This is a genomic window from Saccharospirillum sp. HFRX-2 (genome assembly GCF_043196805.1).
Taxonomy (GTDB): Bacteria; Pseudomonadota; Gammaproteobacteria; order Pseudomonadales; family Natronospirillaceae; genus Saccharospirillum.
On sequence record NZ_JBEBMU010000001.1, the window covers coordinates 295049 to 320689 of the forward strand.

Here is a 25641-nt window from a genome sequence, read left to right on the forward strand (position 1 = left end):
GCGGCTGTTTTTAGGCGGCTATACCCGAATGACGCAGCAACGCATCAACACTCGGTTCGCGGCCACGAAAGGCTTTGAACAGATCTGCTGCCGGCTGAGTACCGCCGTTGGCCAGAATGGTATCGCGGAAGGAACGACCGGTTTCGGTGTTGAACACACCCTCTTCCTCGAAGCGGCTGAACGCATCCGCGCTCAAGACTTCGGCCCATTTGTAGCTGTAATAACCGGCTGAATAACCGCCGGCGAAGATATGGCCAAAACCGTTTTGGAAACGGTTTTCTGCGACCACCGGCACCACGCTCACTTCGCTGCGTACCTGATCAATCACAGCCTGAATGTCGGCGCTGCTGAAAGCGTCGGTGCGACTGTGCAGTTCCATATCAAAGAGCGCAAATTCCAACTGACGCACAGTGCCCATGGCCGAGTGGAAATTCTTGGCAGCGAGCATTTTGTCGAGCAGCGTTTGAGGCAGTGGTTCACCGCTATCAACATGACCAGAAATAAAGGCCAGCGCTTCCGGTTCCCAGCACCAGTTTTCCAGAAACTGGCTGGGCAGTTCGACCGCATCCCAGGCCACCCCATTGATGCCGCTGACGTCGGCAACGTCTACCTTGGTCAGCATGTGGTGCAGGCTGTGGCCGAATTCATGGAACAGGGTGGTGACTTCATCGTGGGTCAGCAAACTGGGTTTGTTGCCGACCGGCGGCGTGAAGTTACAGGTCAGATAAGCGACGGGTTTTTGCAACAATCCGCCCAGTTCGGCGCGACGACGGCATTCGTCCATCCAGGCACCACCACGTTTGCCTTCGCGAGCGTAGATGTCCATATAAACGCGGGCGATGACCTCGCCGTTTTCCAGGACGTTATAAAGCTGAACGTCTGGATGGTAGGTCTCGAAATCTTTCACTTGTTCAAAGCTGACGCCGAACAAACGGTGGGCAGTCTCAAACAAACCGCTGATCACGCGCGGCACCGGAAAGTAGGGTTTCAGTTCTTCCTGCGATACTGAATATTGCTGCTCTTTCAGTTTCTCGCTGGCGTAACCCACATCCCAGGGTTGTAGCTCATCAAGGCCCAGCTGGTCGCGGGCGAAGCTTGTTAATTCGTCGAATTCGCGCTTGGCTTGGGGCACGGCTTTCTCAGCCAGATCGCGCAGGAAGGCAAGCACTCCAGCCGGGCTGTCGGCCATCTTGGTCGCCAGCGACACTTCGGCGTGGTTGGCAAAGCCGAGCAGTTTTGCAGCCGCCTGTCGCTTTTCCAAAATGGCCGACATCACCGGGCCATTATCGAACTGGCCACCTTGCGGGCCGATTTCCGACGCCTTGGTGACGTTGGCGAAATAGGTTTGGCGACGCAGTTCGCGATCGTCTGCGTAGGTCATCACCGGGATCACCGCCGGCATTTCCAGCGTCACCAGCCAGCCGTCTTTGCCTTTTTGTTCGGCGTATTGGCGCAAGGTGGCGCGCGCCGATTCCGGTAAGCCGGCGAGACGGTTTTCATCGGTAATATGCAGACTCCAGGCCTGAGTGGCATCGAGTAATTGTTCGCTGTATTTCTGACTCAGTTGCGCCAGTTCCGCTTGCAGATCGGCGAAAGCTTTTTTGTCGGCGTCGTTTAGATCGACACCGGCCAGACGGAAATCGCGCAGCGATTGTTCAATGGCGGCTTGCTGGGCGCGGCTTAAATCAGCGAAATCGTCACGCGCGGCGATGGCCTGATAGGCCTCGAACAAACCGCGATGCTGGCCCAGCCAGCTTTGGTATTCGGTCAGCAGATTCAGTGCCTGGCTGTAGGCATCGCGCAATTCTGGTGAATCTTTTACGCCGGTCAGATGACCGAACAAGGCCCAGGCCTGATCGAAATTTTCGTGGCTGCGGTTGATCGGCTCAATCAGGTTATCCCAGCGCGGTTCGCCAACCTGGGCCAGCAACATCTCAATGGTATCGCGGTTGCGCTTGAGCAGGGTTTCGACTGCGGGCACCACCTGGTCGGGCTGGAACTGAGCAAAGGGCGGCAGTTCGTGTTGTTCGAGTAAGGGGTTGGCCATCATGCCCTCCATTTTCCTGTGGCGATGCTAGGGTTCGTTAAAGCGTCATCGAACGGCAGTATAACGAGCCCATGCTGAGACCGCTGTACCGTTTTGCTCACCGTCGTCGCCATCCGTTGGCAGCCGCTTTATTGATCTGGCTGCTGTGGTCGGTATTGGCGCGCGAAGATGCGCCCTCATCCTGGGTGTTGAATTGGGGGCTTGAACAGGGTGAGACAAGCTCTGAATTTATTGGCGTCGCCATCGATGCGGCCATGCTCACCGGCGGTGAATGGTGGGCCGGTGAAGGACCGCCGCGTCCGGTTGACCTGGCCGATGATGAACTCTTGCACTGGGCACAACTGCTGCAACCCGCCTGGGTGCGATTGGGCGGCACCGAGGCCGATCGGCTGTGGTGGCGCCTCGACGACGAAGACGATATCGACCCCAGCTTAAGCCGCGCCGACATCATCCGTTTTCTCGCCTTCGTTGAAGCCCTGGGCGCCCGCCCAATGCTCACCGTCAGCACCGGCCCGCGCGTTCGCGACGACAACGACGACTGGCAGCCCGACCAACTGCAACGCCTGCTTGAATGGCTGCCCATCGACTACAACGGCATCCTCGAATTTGGCAATGAACCGGGCGCCCACTGGTTGATGTTCGGCCCCAGCCATCAAATCGGTTTCGAACAATACAGCCGCGAATTCGACCGCGCGCGCAATTATACCGGCGAGATTCCGCTGGCCGGCCCCGCCAACGCCTTCTGGCCGGAAGTGGGTGAACCGCTCAGCACGCTCGTGGGTTCCTCACGCGAATTTCTCGAAAGCGGCGTCGAACCGGCCATCTTCACCTGGCATTACTACCCGACTCAATCGCGCCGCTGCACGGTACGCACGGAAGGCGCGGAATGGGAGTCGCTGCTCGATGTCGAAGCGGTGACCGAATTCGCCAAGCAATCACGCAAAGTAAAAAGCTGGGTCGACCGCTACTCGCCCGAGACGCGTTTGTGGCTGGGCGAAACCGGCCCGGCGCAATGCGGCGGTGTCGACCAACTGACCAACCGTTTCGGCGCCAGCCTGTGGTGGCTAACGCAACTCGGCCTGGCTGCCAAAACCGGACAGGAAACGGTGATTCGTCAAAGCCTGATGGGCGGCGACTACGCCTTGCTCGCTTACCGCAACCACTACAGCCCCAATCCGGATTACTGGGCGCAGTTATTGTGGCAACGTTTGATGGGTCCGCGCTGGCTGTCGGTCAGCGGTGCCGATGGCGTGGTGCAGGCCTTCGCCCATTGTGAGCCGGGTGACGGTGGCGGTATCAGCCTATTAACCGTTAACCTCGCCGACCAACCGATGAACATTCGCTTACCGCTCGGAGCCGAACTCGTCGAGGCACTGACGGTAACCAGCACGGCGCTCGACAGTCGCTTGGTGCAGATCAACGGTCAGTTACCGGAAACGCTCGACTGGTCGGCCGCGGCGCCCTTGCCCTGGCAACCGCTAGCCTTACAAAGCGAACAACCGGCGCACAGCTATCGCTTCACGCGCATTGCCGATCACCCCTATTGTTCCGGTGAGCCGCCGGGGCTGCGGTAGGCATTGCCAGACGCAATCCCTATACTGAGCGGCTTCATTCTCTGCCAGAAGGCTTTGCCTTATGCGACCCAGCGGCCGCCAGCCCGACCAATTGCGCCCCGTCTCCATTCAACGCCGTTTCACCAAACACGCCGAAGGCAGTGTGCTGGTCAGCTTCGGTGACACCCAGGTGATCGTCACCGCCAGCGTTGAAACCGGTGTACCGCGCTTCCTTAAAGGCCAGGGCCAGGGTTGGGTCACCGCCGAATACGGCATGCTGCCGCGCGCCACCGGCTCGCGTAACCAGCGCGAAGCCGCACGCGGCAAGCAAGGCGGTCGCACCGTCGAGATCGGCCGTTTGATCGGTCGCTCATTGCGCGCCGCCATAGATATGAAAGCCCTGGGCGAGCATTCCATTACCCTCGACTGCGATGTTATCCAGGCCGACGGCGGCACGCGCACCGCTTCTATTACCGGCGCTTATGTGGCGCTGTGCGATGCCATCAACGGCATGCTGGAAAAAGGTCAGATCAAGAAAAACCCCATCAAATATCCGATTGCGGCGGTTTCCGTCGGTATCTGGAACGGCGAAGCTGTACTCGACCTGGACTACGCCGAAGACAGCACCGCCGAAACCGACCTCAACGTCATCATGACTGCCAGCGGTGGCTTCGTGGAAATTCAGGGCACCGCCGAAGGCGAACCCTTCGCGCCCGATGAGCTGACCGCCATGCTCGCCCTGGCGCAAAAAGGTGTCGCCGAGCTGTGCGACATTCAACAAGCTGCATTGAACGAGGTCTGATGCCATGCCGCTGTCGATGACCGCCTTCGCCCGTCGCGAACACAGCCTCGCCAGCGGCCAGCTTTCGGTTGAGCTGCGCTCGGTTAACCATCGCTATCTGGAAGCCAGTTTCAAACTACCGGACAGTTTAAAACCGGTGGAAATGCCACTGCGCGAGCAACTGAAAAAACGCGTTGCCCGCGGCAAGGTGGAAGTGAATCTGCGCTTCTATCCCGCCCAAGGTGGCGACAGTCTGGCGGTGAATACCGAACGCCTCGAAGCGCTCGGCCAGGCACTCGATCAGGTGCGCGCCACCATCCTCGACAGCGCCGCCCCCAACGCCATGGATCTGCTGCAATGGCCCGGCGTACTGGCCGAAGCCGACACCGATATGGACGCCGTTTTCGAGTCGATGAAAGCGCTGTTCGCTGAAGCTCTGGATGACCTCATCGCCCACCGCGAACGCGAAGGCAAAGAACTCGCCGACCTGTTGCGCCAGCGCCTGGATGCCATCGAAGTCATCGTCGCCAAGGTGCGTAAAAACGCCCCGGCCTTAGTCGAAAGTTTCCGCGACAACTTAAAAGCCAAAGCCGCCCAACTCTCAGTCGATCTCGACCCGGAACGCCTGGAACAGGAAGTGGTATTACTGGCACAAAAAGCCGACGTCGCCGAAGAACTCGACCGCCTCGACACCCACTGCCAGGAAGCCCGCCACGTGTTGAATCAGAAAGGCGCCATCGGTCGTCGGCTGGATTTTCTGATGCAGGAATTTAACCGCGAAGCCAATACGCTGGGCTCAAAAGCCACCCACACCGACACCACTCAGGCCGCGGTGGATTTAAAAGTGTTGATCGAGCAGATGCGCGAGCAGGTGCAGAATATTGAGTGAATGATTGCTAGCTAGTTTGATGTCAAAAAGGAAGGAGGGTCAAAAAACAACGCTTGCCGAGAAGAGAACTTAGAATTAGTTATAAATAATAATTTTTGTCAAATATAACAAAAATAGTCTATATGTAAGTAAAAAATGTTATTTGTAATGTTTTTAGTGGTAGCTAAGCTAAAATAGCAAAACACAAGGTAAGACCTTTCGTTCGACAAGTAAAGGATCCCCATGAGACCTCTTGGTTATGCCTACCTGAACGAACACTACGCTCTGCTGTTACCTAAACTGGGAGTCGAAGTGTATCAGGACCCCAATACTGATGCTGAGCAAACCATCAACTATGGTGGGGGCAAGCGGAAAATCTTACCTAAGCATCGCAAGTATTCTGATAATCCTTACGATCAAATGCATGTGGCGATTAAGCATCAGGGTATTCGGCTACATTTTTTTGCAGCCATGTTTGGCAAAGTTGACCGCCAAGAATTCTCCGCATTCATTGCAAAAAAACCGACCAGTGAATATAACCGAGTGCTTTGGTTCCTTTATGAGTGGTTGACGGATACCAGGCTGGACATACCGGATTTAAAGTCGGGCAACTATGTTAAGTTGTTTAACGACGAGTTTTATTACACCTTGAATGAAGGTGTTCGAAATAAGCGAACCCGCATTATCAATAACGCCATAGGCACTTCGGATTTTTGCCCAACTATTAGAAAGACCGCAAACGTAAAAGCGCTTGAAAAAATAGACGTATATAAAACGGCATACAGCAAAATGCAGGGCGTTGGAGATTTATTGTCGGCAGACACTATCGGGCGATCTATTAACTATCTATATACCAAAGAAACCCGATCATCGACGGAGATTGAAAACGAGCAACCGGGCAAGCAGCGTATGCAGCGGTTTCTGAATGCCATTAAAAACGTTGGTTTATATGAACTCAGCAAGCAGTCGTTGCTAAACGTACAAAACCAAATTGTTGCTGATAATATGAAAGCCAGCGATTACCGACAATCAGATATATATGTAGGTACAACCATTCAGCGCTACAGCATGCAGGATGAAGACGTTCATTATATTGGAGCCAGGCACGAACATCTGGAGAGCATGATGAATGGCTTGTTCAAATTGCATGACAACTTAATGGTTGACAGAAGCGTTCCTCCGCTCATGCATGCGACATTGCTGTCATTTGGTGAAGTCTATATCCACCCCTTTGATGATGGTAATGGGCGGTTACATCGTTATTTGATCCACGATGTGATGAAACATCGAGAGCCTGACCATAAATTTATTATTCCTATCTCAGCGGCAATTCTTAAAAACCAATCTAAGTACGATGCTGTACTAGAAGTTATATCGCGCCCAATTATGGCTATGCTGGACTACCATTTTGACGAATCAAAGAATCTCGTCATTAATAATGACATCGATTATATGTATCGATTTCCCGACTACACCGAGCATGTGAAATTTGTTTATGAAATGATGGAAACCGCTGTATCAGACGATTTGATGAGTGAGATATGTTTGCTGATGGTTTTTGATCAGTTGAAGAAATTTCTTGGCAGCCAAGTGGACCTACCTAATAGTAAGTTTGACGCTATTGTATCTATAGTGATTCAAAATGCGGGCACAGTATCTAAACGAAAGAGAGCTAGTATTGAACAACAGCTTGGACTTGAGTTGATGGAGTCGTTACAAATTATGGCTCAACAACTTATTGGTTCGATAAAAGAGCGCTTTGGTGTCGATGTAGTTAAGATGATAAATAGCCCCGATTCATAGCCTGTAAGTTCCCTCACACCAGCGACCGCGACCACTCGTGCTATAAAGACCTAGGCAGCTGGGTGTATCTCTAAACCTGTCCCCCTACTTTTAGAGCTTGCTTCGACCGCTCGGCCTTAATGCGTGCCAGTAAGGCTTCAGCGCGCTTGTCACCTCTGATCAATTGTTTGGATCGCTACTAAAGGCACGTTCCGCAGCACCGGCCAGCTCTACAAAAAGCGGGTCGTGCTCTGCGAGAAATGAGAAATTGTTACTACGTTCGATCATCCCACCGACACCCTGAAATCACATTCGTGCAACGCTTACCTTGGTTGCTGAGTGGCTAAGGTACCGGCTTTAGCGGTTAGCTTGAAGACCTGGCGTTTGCTGTTCGGTTCAGGCCCGCACCGACCCCCTCACCACAGCCTCCATCTCCACCAACTTGATCTCTTCCGTCGCCTTAGCATCCAACAACATCCGCACCGCTTCGCGGCCCATGGTTTCGTGGGGCAGGGCGATGGTGGTCAGGCCGGGGCGTAAGTAGGAGGCCAGTTCGTCGTTGTCGAAGGAGACGATGGAGACGTCGGTCGGAATGCTCAGGCCGGTATCGGCGAGTGCCTGGTAGGCGCCGAAAGCGAGGCGGTCGTTCAGGCAGATCAGCGCTTTGGGTTGTTCGTGTTTGAGGTATTTCTTCACCAGCTTATAGCCGTTTTCCGGTTCCCAGTTCCAACTGCTTAACTCGTCGTCAAAATGCAGACCGCGTTCGGCCATTTCGGTGCGAATGCCCTCAAGTCGGCGGATCACGGTTTCGGAACGGAATAAGCCTTCTTCCACATCGGCGTTGTGGCCGACCAGTACCAAGCCCTCGCTGAAACCGGCTTCTGCCAGCAGTCGCACCGCTTCGCGCCCGCCGTTGAACTCGTCCGGCAGGATGGCCGTTGGGCACTGCTTGCTGGTGCCGTTGAGCATCACCATCGGTATGTTGGCCGAGATTTCCGGCAAGAACACTTCGCGTGAGCGCATGGCGGCGAAGATGATGCCGTCCACTTGCCGGTCGATGGCTTCGTCGATCGCCCGGGTTTCCAGGGCTGGGTCGCCGTGGGTTTCCAGTACCAGCATCACCTGCTTGGCGGCTTCCGATTCGGCCAGGGCGCCGCGAATCAAACCGCTGGCAAAACGCGTCGTGGCGATGTGGTCGGAAATAAATGCCAGGGTTTGCGTTTTATCGGTACGCAAGGCGCGGGCGGCGGCGTTGGGTCGATAGCCCAACGTAGCGGCGGCTTCGTGAACCCGGGCATGGGCTTCGGGCGACAGGCGGGTGTCGGGGCGGCCGGTCAGAATCATTGAGGCGGCCGAGGTCGATAAGCCCGCCAGTCGGGCCACATCGGCGAGCGTTACGCGCTTTTTCTTACTCAAAACGAAGTCCGTTTTTGGTGTCTGGTCGCAGAGCATACCTTGAAAGATGAAAATCGCGCAGCCTTGACAATGTGCTAAATCGTTTTATCTTTGTGCCATCCGGTTCGGCGACCCCTACAAAAACCAATGGTCGTGAACCCTTCTGAATCATCATTGAGGAAACAGCATGGGCACAGAGGTAGTGGGCCACATTCAGCCTGGCTTCGAAGCCGTGCGCGACGCTTTTCGCGCTGGTTTTGAGGAAACCGAGGGTTGGGGCGCAGCGCTCAGTATTTGGCAGGACGGTAAGGAGGTTGTGCATCTGCAAGGCGGTTCAGCCGACCCGCGTCAGCACAAGCCTTGGAGCGATGAAACTGCCGCCGTGGTGTTTAGCTGCACCAAGGGTTTGATGGCCATTATCGCCGCCCAACTGGTGCAGGAAGGCAAGCTCGACTACCAGCAAAAAGTCGCCCATTACTGGCCCGAATTCGCGGCCCATGGCAAAGCCAACATTACCGTTGCCGAGGTGCTGTCACACCGTGCCGGCCTCAGTGCGCCGCGCCAGCCATGGTCGTTTGAAGACCTGCTCGACTGGACCAAGCCGGTCAATGCCTTGGCTGAACAAGAGCCGCTGTGGCCGCCGGGCAGTGGTCATGCTTATCACGCCATTACCCATGGTTGGTTGGTCGGTGAAATTCTGCGCCGTGCCAGCGGCACCCGCGTACGTGACCTGGTGCAGCAGCGTCTGGCACAGCCATTAAATGCCGATCTTTGGGTTGGTTTGCCAGCCGATAAGCAGCCGCGAGTCGCGCACATCGGTTGCAGCCAGGCGTTGTATGACTTGTGGGATGCGGAAGCGGCGAAAGACAGCCCGGAAGAACCCTACTGGCCCTACCGCGCCATGACCTTGGGCAATGCCTTGCCTGCGGCGCTGGTCACCGACACCGAAGGCTTTAACGACCCGCGCTTGCAGGCCGTCGAAGCGCCGGGCGCCGGTGGCATTGCGACCGCCCAGGCATTGGCATCGATCTGGTCGGCCGTGGTGACGCCCACCAAGGGCGTGCGTTTGCTGCAAGACGATACTTTGAAAGTCGCTACTGAAGTGATGAGCCAGGGTCCGCAGATTTATCCAGCGCCGGGTCCGTATCCGGCTTGGGGCAAAGGTTTCCAACTGGATTCAGAAGTGCGTCGTTATCTGAGTTCAGCCAGTTTTGGTCACGACGGTGCCGGCGGTCAGGTGACCTTTGCCGACCCCGAGCAGCGTCTCGGCTTTGCCTTTGTGACCAACTGGATGTACGGCGAGGGCGACCCGCGCGCCACCCGTATCATCCAGGCGCTCAAGGAGATGTTCTGAGCGCACCGAAGAGGGCGGTGTGATGCCGCTTACAGTGTAAGAAAGGCCGGGTTCGCTTTACAGGCTTAGCCCGGTCACCGATGATATGCTAAAACCTTTTAGCAAGATCCGTTCAGTAATACCGCTGAACGGACGCCCTTGAGGAGGTCGTCATGATAAAAACAACATCCAAGGCCTTGCGCTTGTCGCTGCTGGCCTGCGCCGCCACCCTGACTGCTCCGAGTTTTGCTGCATTAAGTTGCGGCGCCGAGCCGGTCACCCTGAAAGCGTATTTCGAAACCGGTTTTCCATTGCCGAGCCGTTTGGCTGAGGAATTCAGCAACCAATACCCGAATGTCAGCTTCGACATTCGTGAAGATCAGTTCGCCAACCTGATGGAAAATAGCCCGCGCCTGCTGTCGCAAGACAACGCGCCGGACTTGATCCGCCTGCCCAGCATCAGCGATCTGGTCGCTAACGATCTGCTGCAAAACCTCGATCCTTATTTCGATGAATTCGGTTGGGACAGCTTCCCCGCCTCGCAGCTGGTGCAATTGCGTCTGCACGAAAGCGGCCGTCCGCGTGGTATCGGTTCTTTGTACGCCCTGGGTCTGAACTACAGCACCACCGGCGTGTTCTACAACAAAGAACTGGCTGCCGAACTGGGCATGACTGACGTGCCAAAAACACTGGCCGAGCTTGATGATCTGTTGGCACGCGCCAAAGACGCCGATATCCAGCCGATCATGCAGTGGAACAAAGACACCGCCGGCATCAACTTCCCGCTGCAGAACCTGATGGGTTCTTATGGCGATCCGGAGCCGATCAACGAGTGGATCTTCCAGCAGGAAGGCGCGACCATCGACACCCCGGAAAATCTGGCGGCTACTGAGCATTTGCAAGACTGGATCGAAGCCGGTTACTTCCCGCGCAACGCCAACTCCATCGACTACTTCAACATGATGAGCCGCTTCACTCAGGGCCAGGGTTTGTTGATGTTCAACGGCGACTGGGAATCGGCCAACCTGCAACAGCAGATGGGCGACAAAGTCGGTTTCTTCCTGATGCCTCCGCGTGAAGCAGGCGGTCGTTACTCGACCATGTCGTCGCCGCTGACCTTCGGCATTGGCGCCAACTCCAACAACCCGGATTGCGCCGCCTTCTTCCTGAACTGGGTCGCCACCAATGAAACCGCTCGCCAGATCAACGTTGAAGTCGGCGGCTCCAACCCCGGTGGTCCGGCCGATCTGCCGTTGCCGGAAGTCGATCCGAACTCGCTGATTGCTTCTACCCTGGCAGCCAGTCAGGTCATCGCTGCGAACAACGGCGCCATGGACTTCACGGCCAACGCCACCGGTGCGATTTTCGCCGCGGCCTGGACGCCCGAATTGCAAAAAATGGTCGGCGGACGTCAGGATGCCGAAGGTTTGCTCGAAGCGGTTCAAGAAGAATACGAGAAGCAGCTGTCGCGCTGAGCCTCGTCATTAATGTGGATGTGATTCATGACCGTCACTGAGACTGTCCAAAACCCCCAGGCGCGCGAGCCGGTTAAGGTGAAACGCCGCATCGCCGCCGCCTGGTGGTTTATTTTGCCGGCGTTCGCCATCTATGCCGCCTTTGTGCTGCTGCCGATGGTGATTTCGGTTTACTACTCGCTGCTCAACTGGGATGGCATTGGCCAGGCCAGTTTTGCCGGCCTGTCGAATTATTGGGAAGTGATGACCGACAGTGATCTGCTGCAGATCATCGGCAACGCTTTCCGATTGATCATCTACTTCACCGCCGTGCCGGTGGTGCTCGGTTTGCTGATTGCCTCGGCGATTCGCAACCAGATGTCCGGCCGTTTTGGCACCGTCACCCGGACCATCCTGTTTATTCCCCAGGTGATTCCGTTGGTGGCCGCAGGCATCGCCTGGAGCTGGATGTACGACTTCGACGGCGTGGTGAACCAGTTCCTCAACCTGATCGGTCTGGAAAGCTGGACCCGAGGCTGGCTCGGTGATTTCGATTACGCCTTGCCGGCGGTCGGTCTGATTGGCACCTGGGTGTTGCTCGGTCTGTGCTTGCTGTTGCTGGTGACTGGCATCGCCAAGATTGACGCGGCCTTGTATGAAGCCGCCAAGCTCGACGGCGCCACGCCCTGGCAGGAATTCCGTCACGTCACGCTGCCCAGCCTGCGTCCGGAGATCGGTGTTTGTATTACTGTCACCATCATTCAGGCGTTGTCGAGTTTCGACGTGGTTTACGTCTCCACCGGTGGTGGTCCGGGCATCGAAACCACGGTGCCGGGTCTGGAAATTTACCGGCTCGCCTTTGCCCACCGTGAGGTGGGTCTGGCGTCGGCGCTCGGTGTGGTGCTGATGATACTGGTACTGGCGTGCATCCTGCCGGTGCAATGGCTGACGCGGGAGAAATCATGAATCACTGGTTACGTAATCCGTGGATCGGCCGTGGCCTGATTGTGCTGTTGATGGCCATCACCCTGCTGCCGTTTCTGAGCATGTTGTCGGCGGCGTTGGCACCTTCGGGCACCTACCCGGTGGGTATTTCCTGGCCGTCCGATCCGCAGTGGGGCAACTTCGCGCGCGCTTTCGAAGTCGCCAATATGGGGCAGATGATGCTCTCCAGCCTGTTGATTGTGGCCGGTGTGGTACCGCTGGCGGTGATCATGGCGTGTTTGGCCGGCTTTGGTTTATCCAAGCTGGTGACTGGACGACGCAAATGGTTGTACCTGGTTTTCGTGCTGGGTCTGACACTGCCGTTCGAATCCATCATCACGCCGCTCTATTACGAAGTGCGCGCCCTGGGTCTGCTCAATACTCGCTTCGCGATCATCCTGCCGCTGCTTGGTCTGTATATGCCGTTCTCGGTTTATTGGATGCGCGCTCACTTTATTGGCGTACCCAAAGATTTGAGCGAAGCGGCGCAACTCGATGGCGCTGATAGCTGGCGCGAGTTCTGGAAAATTCAGATGCCGCTGGCACGGCCGTCGATCATGTCGTTGTCGATCCTGCTGTTTCTGTGGACCTGGAACCAATTCCTGCTGCCGGTGGTCTTAGTGCAGGACCCGACCAAACGCACGGTTGCCGGTGCCTTGGGTGCCTTCCAGGGTCAGTGGGGCACCGATGTGCCGCTGCTCTGCGCCGGTTCGCTGATCATTTTGGCGCCCACCGTTATTTTGTTTTTGATCTTCCAACGCCAGTTTGTCTCCGCGTTGTTGCAAGGTGCGGTGAAAGGCTGACCGCCGTTTTAAAGATCGGCTGTTTATTGCTGTTTTTCGTCAAGGTCCAAAAGTGCGATTGTTTACCCGGCTGCGGCCGGGTTTTTTTGGCGCATCGTGCCGGTCCGAATGTGGAGTCCACAAGATCGCATGACGCTGATTGATAACCCGCGCCAGTCACCGTTTTGCGTCATGATTCAACCAAAACCAACTATTTGCGTTTTTTCAAACGATTTGGCCGATATTTCTGGAAAATACCTCGTTTATTCAAACTCTAAATACAACGACCGTGCTTTATAACAGAGGCGCTGAATAACACTCTGGCCACTCGCTGGCCGGGTCATTTCAACCCTGTTTTGAGGCACGTTATGAATCATCTCACACCGACCAAAATAATCAGCGCCCTGCTGCTCGCCCTCGTGCTGAGTGGCTGCGACTCCGACTCTAGCGGGCCTGCCGCTGCTAAACTCAGTCTTAAGTTGGACGACATCAAAACCTTTCACTTCAGTTGGCCGGCGGTTGCAGGCGCCACCCACTACCAACTCCACGAAGACCCGGATGGCAAAAAGGGCACCGCCAAATGGACGATGTTGGCCGAACTTCCCGCCGACACCCACGAGTATCGCCTGAAAGTCCCGCTCTATGCGCGCGCCGATGCCCAGTATCTGTTAAGCAGTTGTAATGCCGACGACTGCACCCCCGGCCAGGTGGTGATGATCGATGGTAATCCCGAGCTCAACCATCTGGTTAAGAACATCGGCTACCTGAAGGCGAGTAATACGGGGACGGGAGACAGATTTGGCTACGCCGTCAGCCTGAACCAGGATGGCACGGTGCTGGCGGTTGGGGCGCCCTATGAAAATGGCGCTAACGATACGAAGTCTAGCTCCGGCGCTGTCTATCTGTTCAGCCAGGACGCGCAGGGCAACTGGCAAGCGCCGCAGCATATCCGGGCAACGGATGCGACGGGAAATGCCCTCTTCGGCTGGTCCGTCAGCCTGAACGATGCGGGCGATGTGTTGGCGGTTGGGGCGCCTGGAAAAAATAATAATAACGGTGCCGCCTATGTTTTCAGCCCGAACAGCGAGGGGGATTGGGAGGAACAAACCGTCGTCCCTGGCGATGAGGAGGACTATGGCCAATTCGGCCGCTCCGTCAGCCTGAATAAAGACGGCACGGTGCTGGCGGTGGGAGCAGACGGTCTATCTGTCACTGTCACTGACACTGGTATTGGCTACGCCTTCATTTTCGTGCCTGATGACGATACCCCTGACCTCACGGACTGGAAGCAACAGGCTCGCCTCTCCGCGAGCAATGCTGAACGTTATGATGCGTTTGGTGTTTCCGTGAGTCTGAACGATGCCGGTACCTTGGTGGCGGTGAGTGCGCCGTGGGAAGACAGCTTGGTTACAGGCGTATTGGTCGGTAGCGATAATCAACCAATAGCGGATGGCGATGTTGACAATAATGGCGGTGCGACTGATACAGGCGCGGTCTATCTGTTTGGCAAGGAAGTCGACCCGAACGACCCGATCATCACATGGCCACAACAGGCCTACATCAAGGCCAGTAATACCGGCAGGGCTGACTACTTCGGCACTTCCGTCAGCCTAAACGGGGACGGTAGGGTGTTGGCGGTGGGCGCAAAGTATGAAAGCAGCTCGGCTCAAGGCGCCCATTTCTCCAAACCGACAACCGACGATGACGATAACAATGCACTTTCTTCCGGCGCGGTCTATCTGTTCAGCCCGCAAGGCGACACCTGGGAACAGCAGGCTTATATCAAGGCCAGCAATACCGGCGAGTATGACGGCTTCGGCACCTCCGTCAGCCTCAGCGCCGATGGCCAGCGGCTGGCTGTGGGGGCGACTGGGGAGCGCAGCAACGCCATCGGCCTGAATGGCAACGACAAGGATGATACGGGTTCCAATAACGGTGCAGCCTATAGCTACGTCGTCAAGCCGGGCGGCACCTGGCAGTTTGAAAGCTATCTCAAGGCGTCCAATGCAGAAGAGTATGATGCTTTCGGCGCGGCCCTGTCCCTCAGTGGTGACGGCCAAACCCTGGCGGTGGGGGCGCCTTATGAAGACAGCAACGGCCAAAGCGTGGGTGGTTTAGGCGGTGACAATCTGCCTGACGATTATGATCCGCTGACCGACAACAATATGGAAGACTCCGGCGCGGTCTACCTCTACTGAGCGTCGTTGTTAACCCCAGCAAAACCCACCCGGCCCTGCCTCGCAGCGCCGGGTTTTTTGATTTATGCAGATGAGCGGTAAAAGCGGCTTTGCTCTGGAGTAAGACTCTCTGGTTTTGTTCCATTCGCAGTCAGGCCAGTTTGCGTTCGCCTTGATTCGATGATTCGTCCGTTCTAATACGCCGTGGTTAGCCGAAAGATCTTTAAGCCAGCCGACCAAACTGCCGGGCGTATAACGCGGCCGCCCAATCGACAAACACCCGCACCCTTGGTGGCAGATGTCGTTGCGACGGATACAGCACCGAGATCGGAATGCCGGGGCTGGGATAGTCGGCCAGGACTTCCACCAGTTCGCCGCTGTCGAGGTGTTTTTGCGTATCCAGGCGCGGCACCTGGATCAGGCCGCAGCCGCTGAGCGCGGCGGCCAGATAGGCGCGGGCGTCGTTGACGGTGATCCAGGCGGGCAGGTCGTAGGTTTTGACCACGCCATTCACGGTGCATTCCAGCGGGTAACTTGAGTCGTAGCCTCGGGAAAAAAATCCCACCACCTGATGCCGCTGCAAGTCGTCCGGATGTTTGGGCATGCCATGGCGCTGCAAATACAGCGGGCTGGCGCACATGGTTTCCGGGATCATCGCCAGGCGTTTGATCACCAGCGATGAATCGCGCGGTTGGCCGGAACGAATCACGCAGTCGATGCCTTCGGCGACCAGATCGACCAGGCGGTCACCACAGCTGAGTTGCAGTTCTATGTCCGGGTAACGGCGATGAAAGTCGTCAATATTGGGCAATACAATATTGGCCGCGTGGGTGCCATGCAGATCAATGCGCAACAGGCCGCTGGGGTTGCTGCGGGTTTGGCTCAGTGCGGCTTCGGCCTCTTCCAGTTCCGCCAATATGCCCAGGCAGCGTTGATAAAACTGCTCGCCATCGGGCGTGGCTTTTACCTGGCGGGTGGTGCGTTCCAGCAGCCGGGCACCGAGCCGGGCTTCCAGGTCTTTGATCGCCTGGGTGGCGGTGGCGCGGGGTATACTCAGCGCTTCGGCGGCCTGGGTAAAACTGCCCAGTTCGACGATGCGACAGAATAATTGGAAGGCGTCGAGTCGGTCCATTGTTTATGATTTCTGAATAGTTAAACCAGAATATCGGTAATTATCCAAGCATCGTCAATAACGATACTGGCAACCGTCATTCACCCACCGACGGAGATTCTTATGACAACTTCTTCTCAAGTCGCCATCGTTACCGGTGGTTCTCGCGGTATCGGCAAGGCGGTAGCGCTGCGGCTGGCACGCGATGGTTTTAGTGTGATCGTTAACTACGCAGGCAACCAGGCAGCCGCCGATGAAACGGTGGCCGACATCGAAACCGCCGGCGGCATTGCCGTGGCCGTGCAGGCGGACGTTAGCGACGAAGCGGCGGTGCAGTCGCTTTATGCTCAAACCGTCGATGCCTTTGGTCGGGTCGATGTGGTGGTCAATATGGCCGGCATTCTGGGTATGCACGCCATCGAACCGGCCAGTTTTGCTGACTATCGCAAACACATTGCCACCAACCTCGACGGCACTTTTTTGATGATGGCCTACGGCAAGGAACATCTGCCCGAGGGCGGCCGTTTTATTGCTGTGTCATCGTCGGTGCTGGCGCTGAACTACCCGAATTACGGGCCTTACATTGCCTCGAAAGCGGGCGTAGAAGGTTTGGTGAAGGTGTTCGCCAACGAATTGCGCGGCCGCAACATTACAGTGAATGCCGTAGCACCGGGTGCAGTGGCGACCGAGCTGTTCTTTAAAGGCAAGAGCGCTGAACTGGTGGAACGGCTGAGCAAGTTGCCGCCGCTGGAACGTCTCGGAGAACCGGACGATATTTCCGGTGTGGTGTCGTTTCTGGCCGGGCCGGATGGCCGTTGGATTAATGGTCAGGTGGTGCGCGCTAATGGTGGCGTGGCCTGAGTTGATGAAAAACGCGCCCTGGGTTCAGGCCCAGCGGCGCGTTTTGTTTTTGATTTCCTTGGCGCGAAAGGCGTCTTCCAGATTCACCTCATAACGATTGGCGATGGAGCACAGATAAATCAGCACATCGGCCAATTCGTCGGCAATATCTCCGGCTACGGCGTTTACATCCATCGGCATGCCTTCGGCCTGGCGTACGGCTTTAAAGAGTTCGCCCACTTCCTCGCCCAGCAATAAACATTTATCGCGCGCGTTTTGTTGCGCAAAGCCGCGTTCGAATTCCAGTTCATGCACGTATTGCTGCAAGGCGGCGAGGCTGGCTTGGGGTTTTAGGTCGGGCATTTTTGAATCCTGAAGTAAGCCGTGGGCGGCTGAGGTTATTGTGCCGCACCGCCGGCTTTTTCTGCAGCTTCTATCAGCAATTCACAGACTTCCGCCACCCGCATGTGTGAATCCATGGCGCGTTTTTGGATGCGGTGGTAGGCGTCGTCTTCGCTCAATTTCAGGTTCTTCATCAGCAGTGCTTTGGCGCGTTCGAGCAGCTTGCGTTCGTTCAGCGCTTCGCGGGTTTCACAGAGTTCATCGCTGACCTGGCGCAGGTGCTCAGCTTGCGCTTTGAGCAAGTCGTAAAGGGTGCGGCCGATCGCTGGTTCCGAGCTGCTGGGGTTATAGCCGGCGAGCCCGGCCGGTACTAAAGGCGCGTCCAGATCGAGCAGCAATGAGGGCGGTTCGGCGTAGCTTTCCTGGCTGTCGGAGAGCACCGACAGCAACTGATATTCGTGATCGCGCAGCTGTTGTTTGGCGCGGCTTAACTGCGCCTGGCTGAGGCTGAGCAGGTAGTTCGCCAGGTCGCGCTCCAGTTCGTGCATCAGATCGATGCGTTGGGTGGCGAGGTCGTACCAGACTTCACCGAGATCGGCCGGCACGCTGTCGTCGTCACTGAGGGCATCGATGACGTCGCGCAGTTTGTTGAAGTGAGCGACCACTTCGGCGTTTTCGATCGACTGCCATTGCCATTGTTGTTCGGCGGTGGCGAAGCTGTGGAATTGATCGAAGCAGCGTTGCTGGGCGAAGCGCAAACCAGCGAGGCGTTCGCGGCTGTCGTCGTTGACTTCGCTGGCGGTAAAGCCGAACGCTGCCCAGGCGCGTTCCTGACCGGCGTATTCCTTGCCCTGCATAAAGTTGAACAGCGCCAGCAAGGCTCGCGTGGTGCTGGGGTCGCCAGCGCCGTCGGCGGCTTCGAAGACGATGCTGAGCAAACCCGCCATTAAGCGACTGAACGCCTGGGTGCTGAGCCGGGCGTCGATTTGTTGTTGATTGATGCGTTGGCGCAGGGTGTCGACTTCATCGAGCGCCTGCATCACCAGGGCGGTACGCGTCAGCACACGGGTGGATGGTGAGTGGCGACGCGATTCCAAATAGCGATGTTGCAGCAAGGTGCGCAGCTCGGTTTCCTGCTGACGGCTGCGCTCAATTTGTTCGTCGCGTTGAGTGGCCAGCCGTTCGCCGTGGCTGCCCAGATAGACGTTCGATAAACCACGTTCGCGTTGCAACTGATGAATCAATTCACTGACCCCGGTGACCACTTCACAGGTATCGGCGAGCTCTGCCAGGCTGGTCGTTTCGGACTGCTTGGCGGCCAGCAAAAATTGTTCGGTGGCGCGGGGTCTGGGGCTCATGGGGCTGCAATCTCAGCGGTCATGGGATTGCTAAGGCAAGGATTGCTCCATAACGCCAATACCTCGCTCTTAACTCAATCTGACCGGTTTTTATGACTGTTAAAGAGGCACGGCGGTGCGAATTTGCACCAAGACGGAACATTCTGATCTTTGGAAAAATTGCGGATTCAGTGGCAAAAATTCGTCTAACTCTTTGATTTAGCGCGCAAATAAATATCCGGCACAGAAAGTGGCCTCGTCTTTGCTCCGGCGAACTCAGTTAGGGTGAAAACCCGCTGACAATTTGTGCACTCGGACTATGGCGTCCACCTCGACTGAGCCTTTTGGGTTCAGTCGGGTGGGCGCTTTTTTTGTGCCCAGCAAAAGCTCGGCGGGAAGCAAAACGCAAGGTTCCAACCTTTATTACGCACAGAGAGAGGGGAATGAGATGTCTTACTTACTGCCGAATGAGTTCGTCACCAAGATGGTCGATGCGGGCGAGTCGAAAATTTATATGTCCACGCGCGATACCCTGATTCGCGCTTTTATGGCCGGTGCGATTTTGGCACTGGCCGCCGTGTTTGCAGTCTCGGTTGCCGTGGCAACGGGCAGTCCGTTGTTGGGGGCGGTGTTGTTCCCAGTCGGTTTTTGCATGTTGTATCTGATGGGTTTCGATCTATTGACCGGCGTTTTTATGCTGACACCGCTGGCGTTGCTTGACCGCCGCGCTGGCGTCACCGTGCCGCAGGTTTTGCGCAACTGGGGATTGGTGTTTCTGGGCAACTTTGCCGGTGCTTTGACCGTCGCCTTTATGATGTCGTTTATCTTCACCTACGGTTATAACACCGACGGTGGCGCCATCGCCGCCAAGGTGGCCAGCATTGGTGAAAGCCGCACCGTCGGTTATGCCCAGTACGGTGCGGCCGGTTGGTTCACCATCTTTATTCGCGGCATGTTGTGTAACTGGATGGTGTCGCTGGGTGTCGTCGGTGCCATGGTGTCGACCAGCGTGTCCGGCAAGGTGATCGCCATGTGGATGCCGATCATGCTGTTCTTCTTTATGGGTTTCGAGCACTCGGTGGTGAACATGTTTTTGTTCCCGTTTTCGCTGATCATGGGCGGTAATTTTTCCGTGGCTGATTATTTCGTGTGGAACGAAATCCCGACGGCGCTGGGTAACCTGGTCGGTGGTTTGGCCTTTACCGGTCTGACCCTGTTCAGCACTCACTACAAGACCGCGCCCAAGCGTCAGTTAGCGAGCCGCGAGCCGCTGAATACAGCCGACGCCAAAACCGCCTGAGCAAGCTAACCTGTGCTGCCATCCAACCCGGCTTTGGCCGGGTTGTCTGCGTTGGAACTGAGCGATGTTGAGTTTTACCGAAGCGGCGCTGAGCCAGGCTGGGCGTAAGCGCGACAATCAGGACTACTGCGCCAGCCATCGCACCCGCACCGGCGCTGTGTTTGCGCTGGCCGATGGCATCAGCAGTAGCGCGGTCAGTGCGGCGGCGGCCGAGCACGCGGTGAATGAGTTTATTGCGGCGCTGCGCCGCCAGGGTGATGCGATGACCGCGCGCAGTGCCGGTGTGCAATCCTTGCAGGCGATCAACCAACGGCTGCGCCAGGAAAGCCTGGCGCAGGGTTTCAGCGCTGATCCTGACAAGGGTTACGTCTGTGCCTTCACCGCCTTGGTGCTGAAAGGTCGGCAGGCGCATCTGTTTCATGTGGGTGATACCCGGCTGTATCGCTGGCGCGAGCAACGGCTGGAATGTCTGACTCAGGATCACCGCGCCTGGCTCGATGATGGCCACTCCTGTCTGGCGCGGGCTTTGGGTGCGAGCGAAAGCCTGAGCGTCGATTATCAGGTTTTAGATTTGGCGGTCGGCGATCTGTTCGTACTCAGCAGCGACGGCGTGCACGATTTTCTCGACGAACGTGACTGGGCTAAAGCGCTGGGTGATACCGACAGCGATGCAGAAACGCTTATAGAAAGGACGGCCGAGCAATTGCTGCAACTGGCGCTGGCGCGCGGCAGCGACGACAACCTCAGCCTGCAACTGGTGCGCTTAGACAACCTGGACGACAGCGACGTCGATTGGATTGAACGTGAACTGTCACAACGACCACTGGCGCCGGACGACCTCGCTGCCGGTGACCGACTCGACGGTTTAACCTTACTCAAGCTGATTCATAGCAGCCCGCGCAGCCGGGTCTTCAAAGCCATTGACGATGCGACCGCAACGACCGTTTTGCTCAAATTACCGTCGCGCGAAGGTGGCGCAGACCGCGCCTATTTACGCCGCTTTCTGCTCGAAGAATGGATCGGCCGGCAACTCGATAGCCCGCATATTGTGCGCGTCGCCTTGCCGAATCGACCTCGGCAAACTCTGTACAGTTTGCTGGAGTGGATTGAAGGCCAGACCTTAGCCGATTGGCAGCGCCAGAATCCTTCGCCCTCCATTGAGGTGGTGCGCGCCATTCTCGATCAGGCCGGTAAGGCGCTGCAGGTGATGCATCGACGCGATCTTTTGCATCAGGACATCAAGCCCGACAATTTGATGATCGATGGCGATGGTCAGGTGACCTTAATCGACTTCGGTTCCACGCGCAGCGCTGGCTTGGCGGAGCTGAATCAGGACGACGAACCGGCGTTACTGGGCACGGCACTGTACACCGCGCCGGAGTATTTTCTCGGCGAATTCGGCGATGAACGCGCCGACCAATTCTCCCTCGCCGTACTCGGCTACTGGTTACTTAGCGGCGCTCATCCGTACGGCACCGGCGTCGCCAAAGCGCGCAGTGCCGGGGCACAGAGCCGATTGCGTTATCGGTCACTGCGCCATTCACACAGCGAACTGCCAGCCTGGTTCGAAGCCACTTTGGCCAAGGCGCTGTCGGTTCAGCCGCAACAGCGTTACGCCGAATTGTCGGAGTTTCTCTACGATCTGCATCACCCCAACCCGGAACTGAAAACGCTGAGCTGGCAGCCCTTGCTGGAACGCCATCCGGTGCGTGTCTGGCAAGGCATTTCCGCGCTGCTGGCGTTGGCGCTGCTGGGCCAGTGGCTGCTTTATCACTGAGCAATTTTATTCAATACCCGCCGTCATTCAGTCCGCACACTGCCGCCTGTTGAATCAGGAGAGGTAGCAAGATGTTTGCGCTGTTGTGGCCGATGGCGGCCTTTGCGTTGGCGGCGTCGATTTCGCCGGGGCCGGTTAATCTGGTCGGGTTAAGCAGCGGCAGTCGTTATCGGCTGAGCGTCGGCCTGGTGTTTGTCACCGGCGCGACGCTGGGGTTTATCCTGCTGTTTGTGTCGGTGGGCCTGGGTTTGTATGCACTGCTCAGCCGTTGGCCGCTCTTTATTGTGGCGTTGCGTTGGGGCGGCATCGGTTATCTGCTGTTTCTGGCTTGGCAACTGGCGCGCGACGAGGGTCGCCTGGGCGATGCCGACCCGGACCAAGCGCCCAGCTTTTTCACCGGTGCGCTGATGCAGTGGCTGAACCCTAAGGCCTGGCTGGCAACGCTGGCGGGTTTATCGGCGCTGACCGATGGCAGCGTTAACCAACTGCTGTGGTTCGCGGCGCTCTACTTGCCGATCTGTTGGTTGTCGTTGGCCAGTTGGGTGTTGGCCGGTGCCTTTTTGCGGCGCTTGGTCCATAACCCCAAGGTGCTGGTCACGATAAACCGGACGCTGGCGTTACTGCTGGTGTTGAGTTGCGCGGTGATGATCGTCGACTGAGCGGCGGTATTGATCGGGCGTGGCTGCGACCAGTTTTTTGAAGGTGCGCTGAAAATGCGCCTGGTCGCTGAAGCCGGTATCGAGAGCGGCGTCGGCAATCGGCTTACCGGCTTTTAACGCCTGCTGGCCCAACTGAATACGCCGGTTCACCACATAGGCGTGCGGTGTTAAACCAAAGTGTTGTTTAAAGGCGCGGATCAGATGGCCGGGGCTGTAGCCGCTCAGGCTGCACAGATCATCCAATGACAGATCGTCGGCGGCGTGAAGGTGCAGATGATCGGCCAGTTGGCGTAACTGGTCCGGTACCAGCTTGGGTTCGTGCACCGCTTGCTGCGCCAAGTGCTGCATCAGTTCGGTTAAAAACAGCACCGCCTGACTTTGCTTTTCCAACAGATCGCGCTGCGGGTCAACAAGGCACTGCGCCAGCTCGCAATAACCCTGGTACCAGTGCGGCTCGTTGAGCATGGGTGTGGCGATGTCTTGCCAGTTGGGTGTTGCCAGTAAGCCGGCCTGATGGCGCAACTCAGTCAGCCAGTCGGTGTCGACATAGAGCATCCAGTAAGCCCAGGGCTGGTTATCCACCGGATTACAGGCGTGTACCCAGTTGGGGTTCATCAGCACCAGGGTGCCGGTTTGGATGGGGTAGCAGTCGTCGCGATATACAAAGGTGCTGTGGCCGCCGGTGATGGCACCGAGCGACCATTGCTGATGGCTGTGCGGTGCGTAGCAAACCTGGCGGCCATCCTCGACGCGGCGCAGTTCCAGGTGCGGCAGGCGTTCATCGCGCCAGAACAATGGCTGCGCTCGGGCGGTGGCAGATTCCATCATCGAAACTCCAGGTAACTGAGCCATTCATGCGGGTGGAAATGGCGAAGCCAAGTTAGTCCTTGTGCTCGACCTTTGCCAGTGCAACGAAGTCGTTTCGGCGACCATCCTCAGCGTTGTAGATATACAGCCGTTTGGCCAGGTTCGGGTAATCGCAGACGTCGAACTGGGCGCGACCGCCGCCGACCAGATAGATCAGATCGTCATCACTGTTGTTGTAGAGCGCATGTGCCGCGCCTTGAGCCGGCATGCCGATAAAATCACCGGCCTGAATCGGCTGGCGTTGCTGGTCGAGGAGTAGTTCGCCGTGACCTTGCAGCACATAGATAAATTCATCGACGTGCTGGTGGCGATGCTGCTCGGTCGAATAATCCCCCGGCGCAACGCGCGTCAGATGAATGCCCAGCTGGGTCAGGCCGGTGGCGTCGCCGAGTGAAAAGGAGCTGCGTCTGGCCTGGTCGTTCAGCGGGTGAGTGTAGGTTTTAGCCTCGGCCAGTCGGTTGATGGCCTGGCTGATAAGCTGTGATGCATCGGTGGGCATGGGTAATCTCCGCAGCGGTTGGCATTACTGTAACGCGAATAATGACGAAAAGTTCCGCTTCTACGGACTGTTGTCAGGTTGTTATTTACCGTGCTGGCCGCAGTGAGGGAGCAACGATCAGCGACCTACGGAGTCAGCCATGAAAGCCGTTACTTACACAACCTTCGGAACCCCGGTTGATGTCGTCCGCGTCACCGACGAAGCCCAGCCCGAACCGGCCGCCGGCCAGGTGCGCGTGCGCATGAGCCTGTCGCCCATTCACAACCACGATTTGTGGACCATTCGTGGCTCCTACGGTTACAAGCCGGAACTGCCCGCCACCGCCGGTTCAGAAGCCGCCGGTGTGGTCGAAGCTGTGGGCGCTGGTGTCGATGAAAAACTGATTGGTCAGCGCATTGCCGCTGCCGGTGTACCTGGCGCCTGGGCCGAAAGTTTTGTCGTGTCAGCCGCTGGCATTGTGCCGCTGCCCGATGCGGTGTCCGACGAAGTCGGTTCGCAATTGCTGGCCATGCCGCTGTCGGCGTTGGCGCTGCTTGAACAACTGCCGCTCAAAGCAGGCGATTGGCTGGTGCAAACCGCCGCCAACGGCACCGTCGGCAAACTGATGGTCGGCATGGCGCGCGAACGCGGCATCAAGGTTCTGAACCTGGTGCGTCGTGCGCAAGCCAAGGCGGAAATGGAAGCCTTTGGTGTCGATGCGGTATTCAGCACCGAAGAAGACGATTGGAAAAACCAGGCCCTGGCGGTGCTGGGTGAAAAAGGCGCGCGTGCGGCGATCGATTCGGTCGGTGGTCCCGTGGTTGCCGATGTCGCTGACCTGCTTGGCCTTGATGGCGTACTGAGCGTTTTTGGTACCGCTACCGGTGTGCCGTTGTCGCTGAACGCCGGCAACATCATCAGCCGTCATATCACCGTCACCGGTTTCTGGGGTGCGCGGGTTATGGGTGAGATGAGCGGCGAAGAAAAAGGTCGTTTGATCGGTGAGCTGTTGCAACTGGCGGCCGCTGGCAAATTGCATCTGCCGTCGGGTGGCGATTTCACTCTGGATCAGGTCGGCGCGGCGATCGATGCTTCTTTGACCGCCGGCCGTCAGGGCAAGATTCTGCTTAAGCCCTGATCACGACTGAGCGCTAAACGCCAGCTTGATGCCGAAGTAGCCAAATAAAGTGCCGGCCAAGCGGTTCAGCCACAGTGTCAGCCGCGGGTTTTGTTTTACCCGGCGGCTGGCGTGTGCGCTCGACCAGGCAAGCAGATGACACCAGATCATGCCGTTCAGATTAAAAATCAGCCCGAGCACGATAAACGCCAAGGCTTTTTGGGTGGATGCCGGGTCGATGAACTGGGGCACAAAGGCGAGGAAAAACAGCGCCACTTTTGGGTTCAGCACATTGGTCAAAAAACCCTGCCGAAAGATGCGGCGCAGTGGCATCGGTTGAACCGCTGCGACCTTGGAGGTTGGCTGGGCACGACTGAGGATCATGCTAATGGCGATGCTGATCAGGTAGAGCGCGCCGACGATTTTCACCACCATAAAGGCGGTGGCCGAGGTCGCTAGTATGGCTGATAAACCCAGAGCTGCGGCCAAGATATGCACAAAGGTGCCACTGCCAATGCCGAGTGCAGCGGCCGAACCGGCCTTAAAACCCTGGCCGGCGCTGCGGCTGATGATGTACAGCGAATCGGGCCCGGGCAGGATGTTGAGCAGGATGCCGGACAGCATAAACAGCCACAGATCATTAATGCCGAGCATAGG

General features: G+C 57.1%; 22 protein-coding genes. 14 read left to right on the forward strand and 8 right to left on the reverse strand.

Annotated elements, in window-relative coordinates; all coding sequences use genetic code 11:
* Positions 1-10 precede the first annotated feature (10 nt).
* On the reverse strand, positions 11-2050 hold the full coding sequence (locus ABMA60_RS01525; RefSeq protein WP_392797663.1) for a M3 family metallopeptidase: 2040 nt from the start codon (positions 2048-2050) through the stop codon (positions 11-13).
* A gap of 68 nt (positions 2051-2118) precedes the next feature.
* Between ABMA60_RS01525 and ABMA60_RS01530 the strand changes: the two genes are divergently transcribed.
* The 4 genes from ABMA60_RS01530 to ABMA60_RS01545 all read left to right on the forward strand — a co-directional run bounded on the left by ABMA60_RS01530 (position 2119) and on the right by ABMA60_RS01545 (position 7052).
* Positions 2119-3621, forward strand: coding sequence for a hypothetical protein (locus ABMA60_RS01530; RefSeq protein WP_392797666.1), 1503 nt, complete (start codon positions 2119-2121; stop codon positions 3619-3621).
* A gap of 61 nt (positions 3622-3682) precedes the next feature.
* Positions 3683-4402 carry a ribonuclease PH gene (rph, locus tag ABMA60_RS01535; protein WP_392797669.1) on the forward strand — a complete coding sequence of 240 codons (720 nt, stop codon included), beginning with the start codon at positions 3683-3685 and terminating at the stop codon, positions 4400-4402.
* Between the two features lie 4 nt (positions 4403-4406).
* The gene (locus ABMA60_RS01540) at positions 4407-5270 is read left to right on the forward strand and encodes a YicC/YloC family endoribonuclease (protein WP_392797672.1); all 864 of its coding nucleotides are present in this window, start codon (positions 4407-4409) and stop codon (positions 5268-5270) included.
* A 222-nt stretch (positions 5271-5492) separates the two neighbouring features.
* Positions 5493-7052: a Fic family protein gene (locus tag ABMA60_RS01545; protein WP_392797674.1), complete on the forward strand. Its 1560-nt coding sequence runs from the start codon at positions 5493-5495 to the stop codon at positions 7050-7052.
* A gap of 375 nt (positions 7053-7427) precedes the next feature.
* On the opposite strand, the gene ABMA60_RS01550 is transcribed toward ABMA60_RS01545, so the two are convergent.
* Positions 7428-8447 carry a LacI family DNA-binding transcriptional regulator gene (locus ABMA60_RS01550; RefSeq protein WP_392797678.1) on the reverse strand — a complete coding sequence of 340 codons (1020 nt, stop codon included), beginning with the start codon at positions 8445-8447 and terminating at the stop codon, positions 7428-7430.
* A gap of 166 nt (positions 8448-8613) precedes the next feature.
* On the opposite strand from ABMA60_RS01550, the gene ABMA60_RS01555 reads away from it, so the two are divergent.
* The 5 genes from ABMA60_RS01555 to ABMA60_RS01575 all read left to right on the forward strand — a co-directional run bounded on the left by ABMA60_RS01555 (position 8614) and on the right by ABMA60_RS01575 (position 15177).
* Complete coding sequence (locus tag ABMA60_RS01555; protein WP_392797681.1) at positions 8614-9780, forward strand: serine hydrolase domain-containing protein; 1167 nt, start codon at positions 8614-8616, stop codon at positions 9778-9780.
* A 152-nt stretch (positions 9781-9932) separates the two neighbouring features.
* Positions 9933-11234: an ABC transporter substrate-binding protein gene (locus tag ABMA60_RS01560; RefSeq protein ID WP_392797685.1), complete on the forward strand. Its 1302-nt coding sequence runs from the start codon at positions 9933-9935 to the stop codon at positions 11232-11234.
* 27 nt (positions 11235-11261) lie between these two features.
* Positions 11262-12179, forward strand: a complete 918-nt coding sequence (locus ABMA60_RS01565) for a carbohydrate ABC transporter permease (RefSeq protein ID WP_392797688.1) — start codon at positions 11262-11264, stop codon at positions 12177-12179.
* Positions 12176-13000: a carbohydrate ABC transporter permease gene (locus ABMA60_RS01570; protein WP_392797690.1), complete on the forward strand. Its 825-nt coding sequence runs from the start codon at positions 12176-12178 to the stop codon at positions 12998-13000. The genes ABMA60_RS01565 and ABMA60_RS01570 overlap by 4 nt, the downstream gene beginning before the upstream one ends.
* 347 nt (positions 13001-13347) lie before the next feature.
* Positions 13348-15177: an FG-GAP repeat protein gene (locus tag ABMA60_RS01575; RefSeq protein ID WP_392797694.1), complete on the forward strand. Its 1830-nt coding sequence runs from the start codon at positions 13348-13350 to the stop codon at positions 15175-15177.
* A gap of 202 nt (positions 15178-15379) precedes the next feature.
* On the opposite strand, the gene ABMA60_RS01580 is transcribed toward ABMA60_RS01575, so the two are convergent.
* Positions 15380-16288, reverse strand: a complete 909-nt coding sequence (locus ABMA60_RS01580; protein ID WP_392797696.1) for a LysR family transcriptional regulator — start codon at positions 16286-16288, stop codon at positions 15380-15382.
* A 102-nt stretch (positions 16289-16390) separates the two neighbouring features.
* Here ABMA60_RS01580 and ABMA60_RS01585 point away from each other — a divergent pair, with 102 nt between their 5' ends.
* Positions 16391-17128, forward strand: coding sequence for an SDR family oxidoreductase (locus ABMA60_RS01585; RefSeq protein ID WP_392797699.1), 738 nt, complete (start codon positions 16391-16393; stop codon positions 17126-17128).
* 24 nt (positions 17129-17152) lie between these two features.
* On the opposite strand, the gene ABMA60_RS01590 is transcribed toward ABMA60_RS01585, so the two are convergent.
* Both ABMA60_RS01590 and ABMA60_RS01595 read right to left on the reverse strand, forming a co-directional pair.
* A complete protein-coding gene (locus ABMA60_RS01590; RefSeq protein WP_392797702.1) occupies positions 17153-17470 on the reverse strand; it encodes a MazG nucleotide pyrophosphohydrolase domain-containing protein in 318 nt (105 codons plus the stop codon).
* A 35-nt stretch (positions 17471-17505) separates the two neighbouring features.
* Positions 17506-18807, reverse strand: a complete 1302-nt coding sequence (locus tag ABMA60_RS01595; RefSeq protein WP_392797705.1) for a nitrate- and nitrite sensing domain-containing protein — start codon at positions 18805-18807, stop codon at positions 17506-17508.
* 427 nt (positions 18808-19234) lie between these two features.
* On the opposite strand from ABMA60_RS01595, the gene ABMA60_RS01600 reads away from it, so the two are divergent.
* From ABMA60_RS01600 to ABMA60_RS01610, 3 genes are all read left to right on the forward strand, one after another.
* The gene (locus tag ABMA60_RS01600; RefSeq protein ID WP_392797707.1) at positions 19235-20086 is read left to right on the forward strand and encodes a formate/nitrite transporter family protein; all 852 of its coding nucleotides are present in this window, start codon (positions 19235-19237) and stop codon (positions 20084-20086) included.
* A 64-nt stretch (positions 20087-20150) separates the two neighbouring features.
* On the forward strand, positions 20151-21863 hold the full coding sequence (locus tag ABMA60_RS01605) for a protein phosphatase 2C domain-containing protein (protein WP_392797710.1): 1713 nt from the start codon (positions 20151-20153) through the stop codon (positions 21861-21863).
* 71 nt (positions 21864-21934) lie between these two features.
* The gene (locus tag ABMA60_RS01610; RefSeq protein ID WP_392797712.1) at positions 21935-22522 is read left to right on the forward strand and encodes a LysE family translocator; all 588 of its coding nucleotides are present in this window, start codon (positions 21935-21937) and stop codon (positions 22520-22522) included.
* Here ABMA60_RS01610 and ABMA60_RS01615 read toward each other — a convergent pair.
* A complete protein-coding gene (locus ABMA60_RS01615) occupies positions 22481-23350 on the reverse strand; it encodes a helix-turn-helix domain-containing protein (protein WP_392797715.1) in 870 nt (289 codons plus the stop codon). The two genes, ABMA60_RS01610 and ABMA60_RS01615, sit on opposite strands and share 42 nt — an antisense overlap.
* Before the next feature lie 52 nt (positions 23351-23402).
* A complete protein-coding gene (locus tag ABMA60_RS01620) occupies positions 23403-23888 on the reverse strand; it encodes a cupin domain-containing protein (protein WP_392797717.1) in 486 nt (161 codons plus the stop codon).
* Between the two features lie 139 nt (positions 23889-24027).
* Between ABMA60_RS01620 and ABMA60_RS01625 the strand changes: the two genes are divergently transcribed.
* Complete coding sequence (locus ABMA60_RS01625) at positions 24028-25005, forward strand: zinc-binding dehydrogenase (RefSeq protein ID WP_392797720.1); 978 nt, start codon at positions 24028-24030, stop codon at positions 25003-25005.
* Here the strand turns inward: ABMA60_RS01625 and ABMA60_RS01630 are convergent, their stop codons facing one another.
* Positions 25006-25638: a LysE family translocator gene (locus ABMA60_RS01630; protein WP_392797723.1), complete on the reverse strand. Its 633-nt coding sequence runs from the start codon at positions 25636-25638 to the stop codon at positions 25006-25008. It abuts the gene before it with no gap.
* Positions 25639-25641 lie beyond the last annotated feature (3 nt).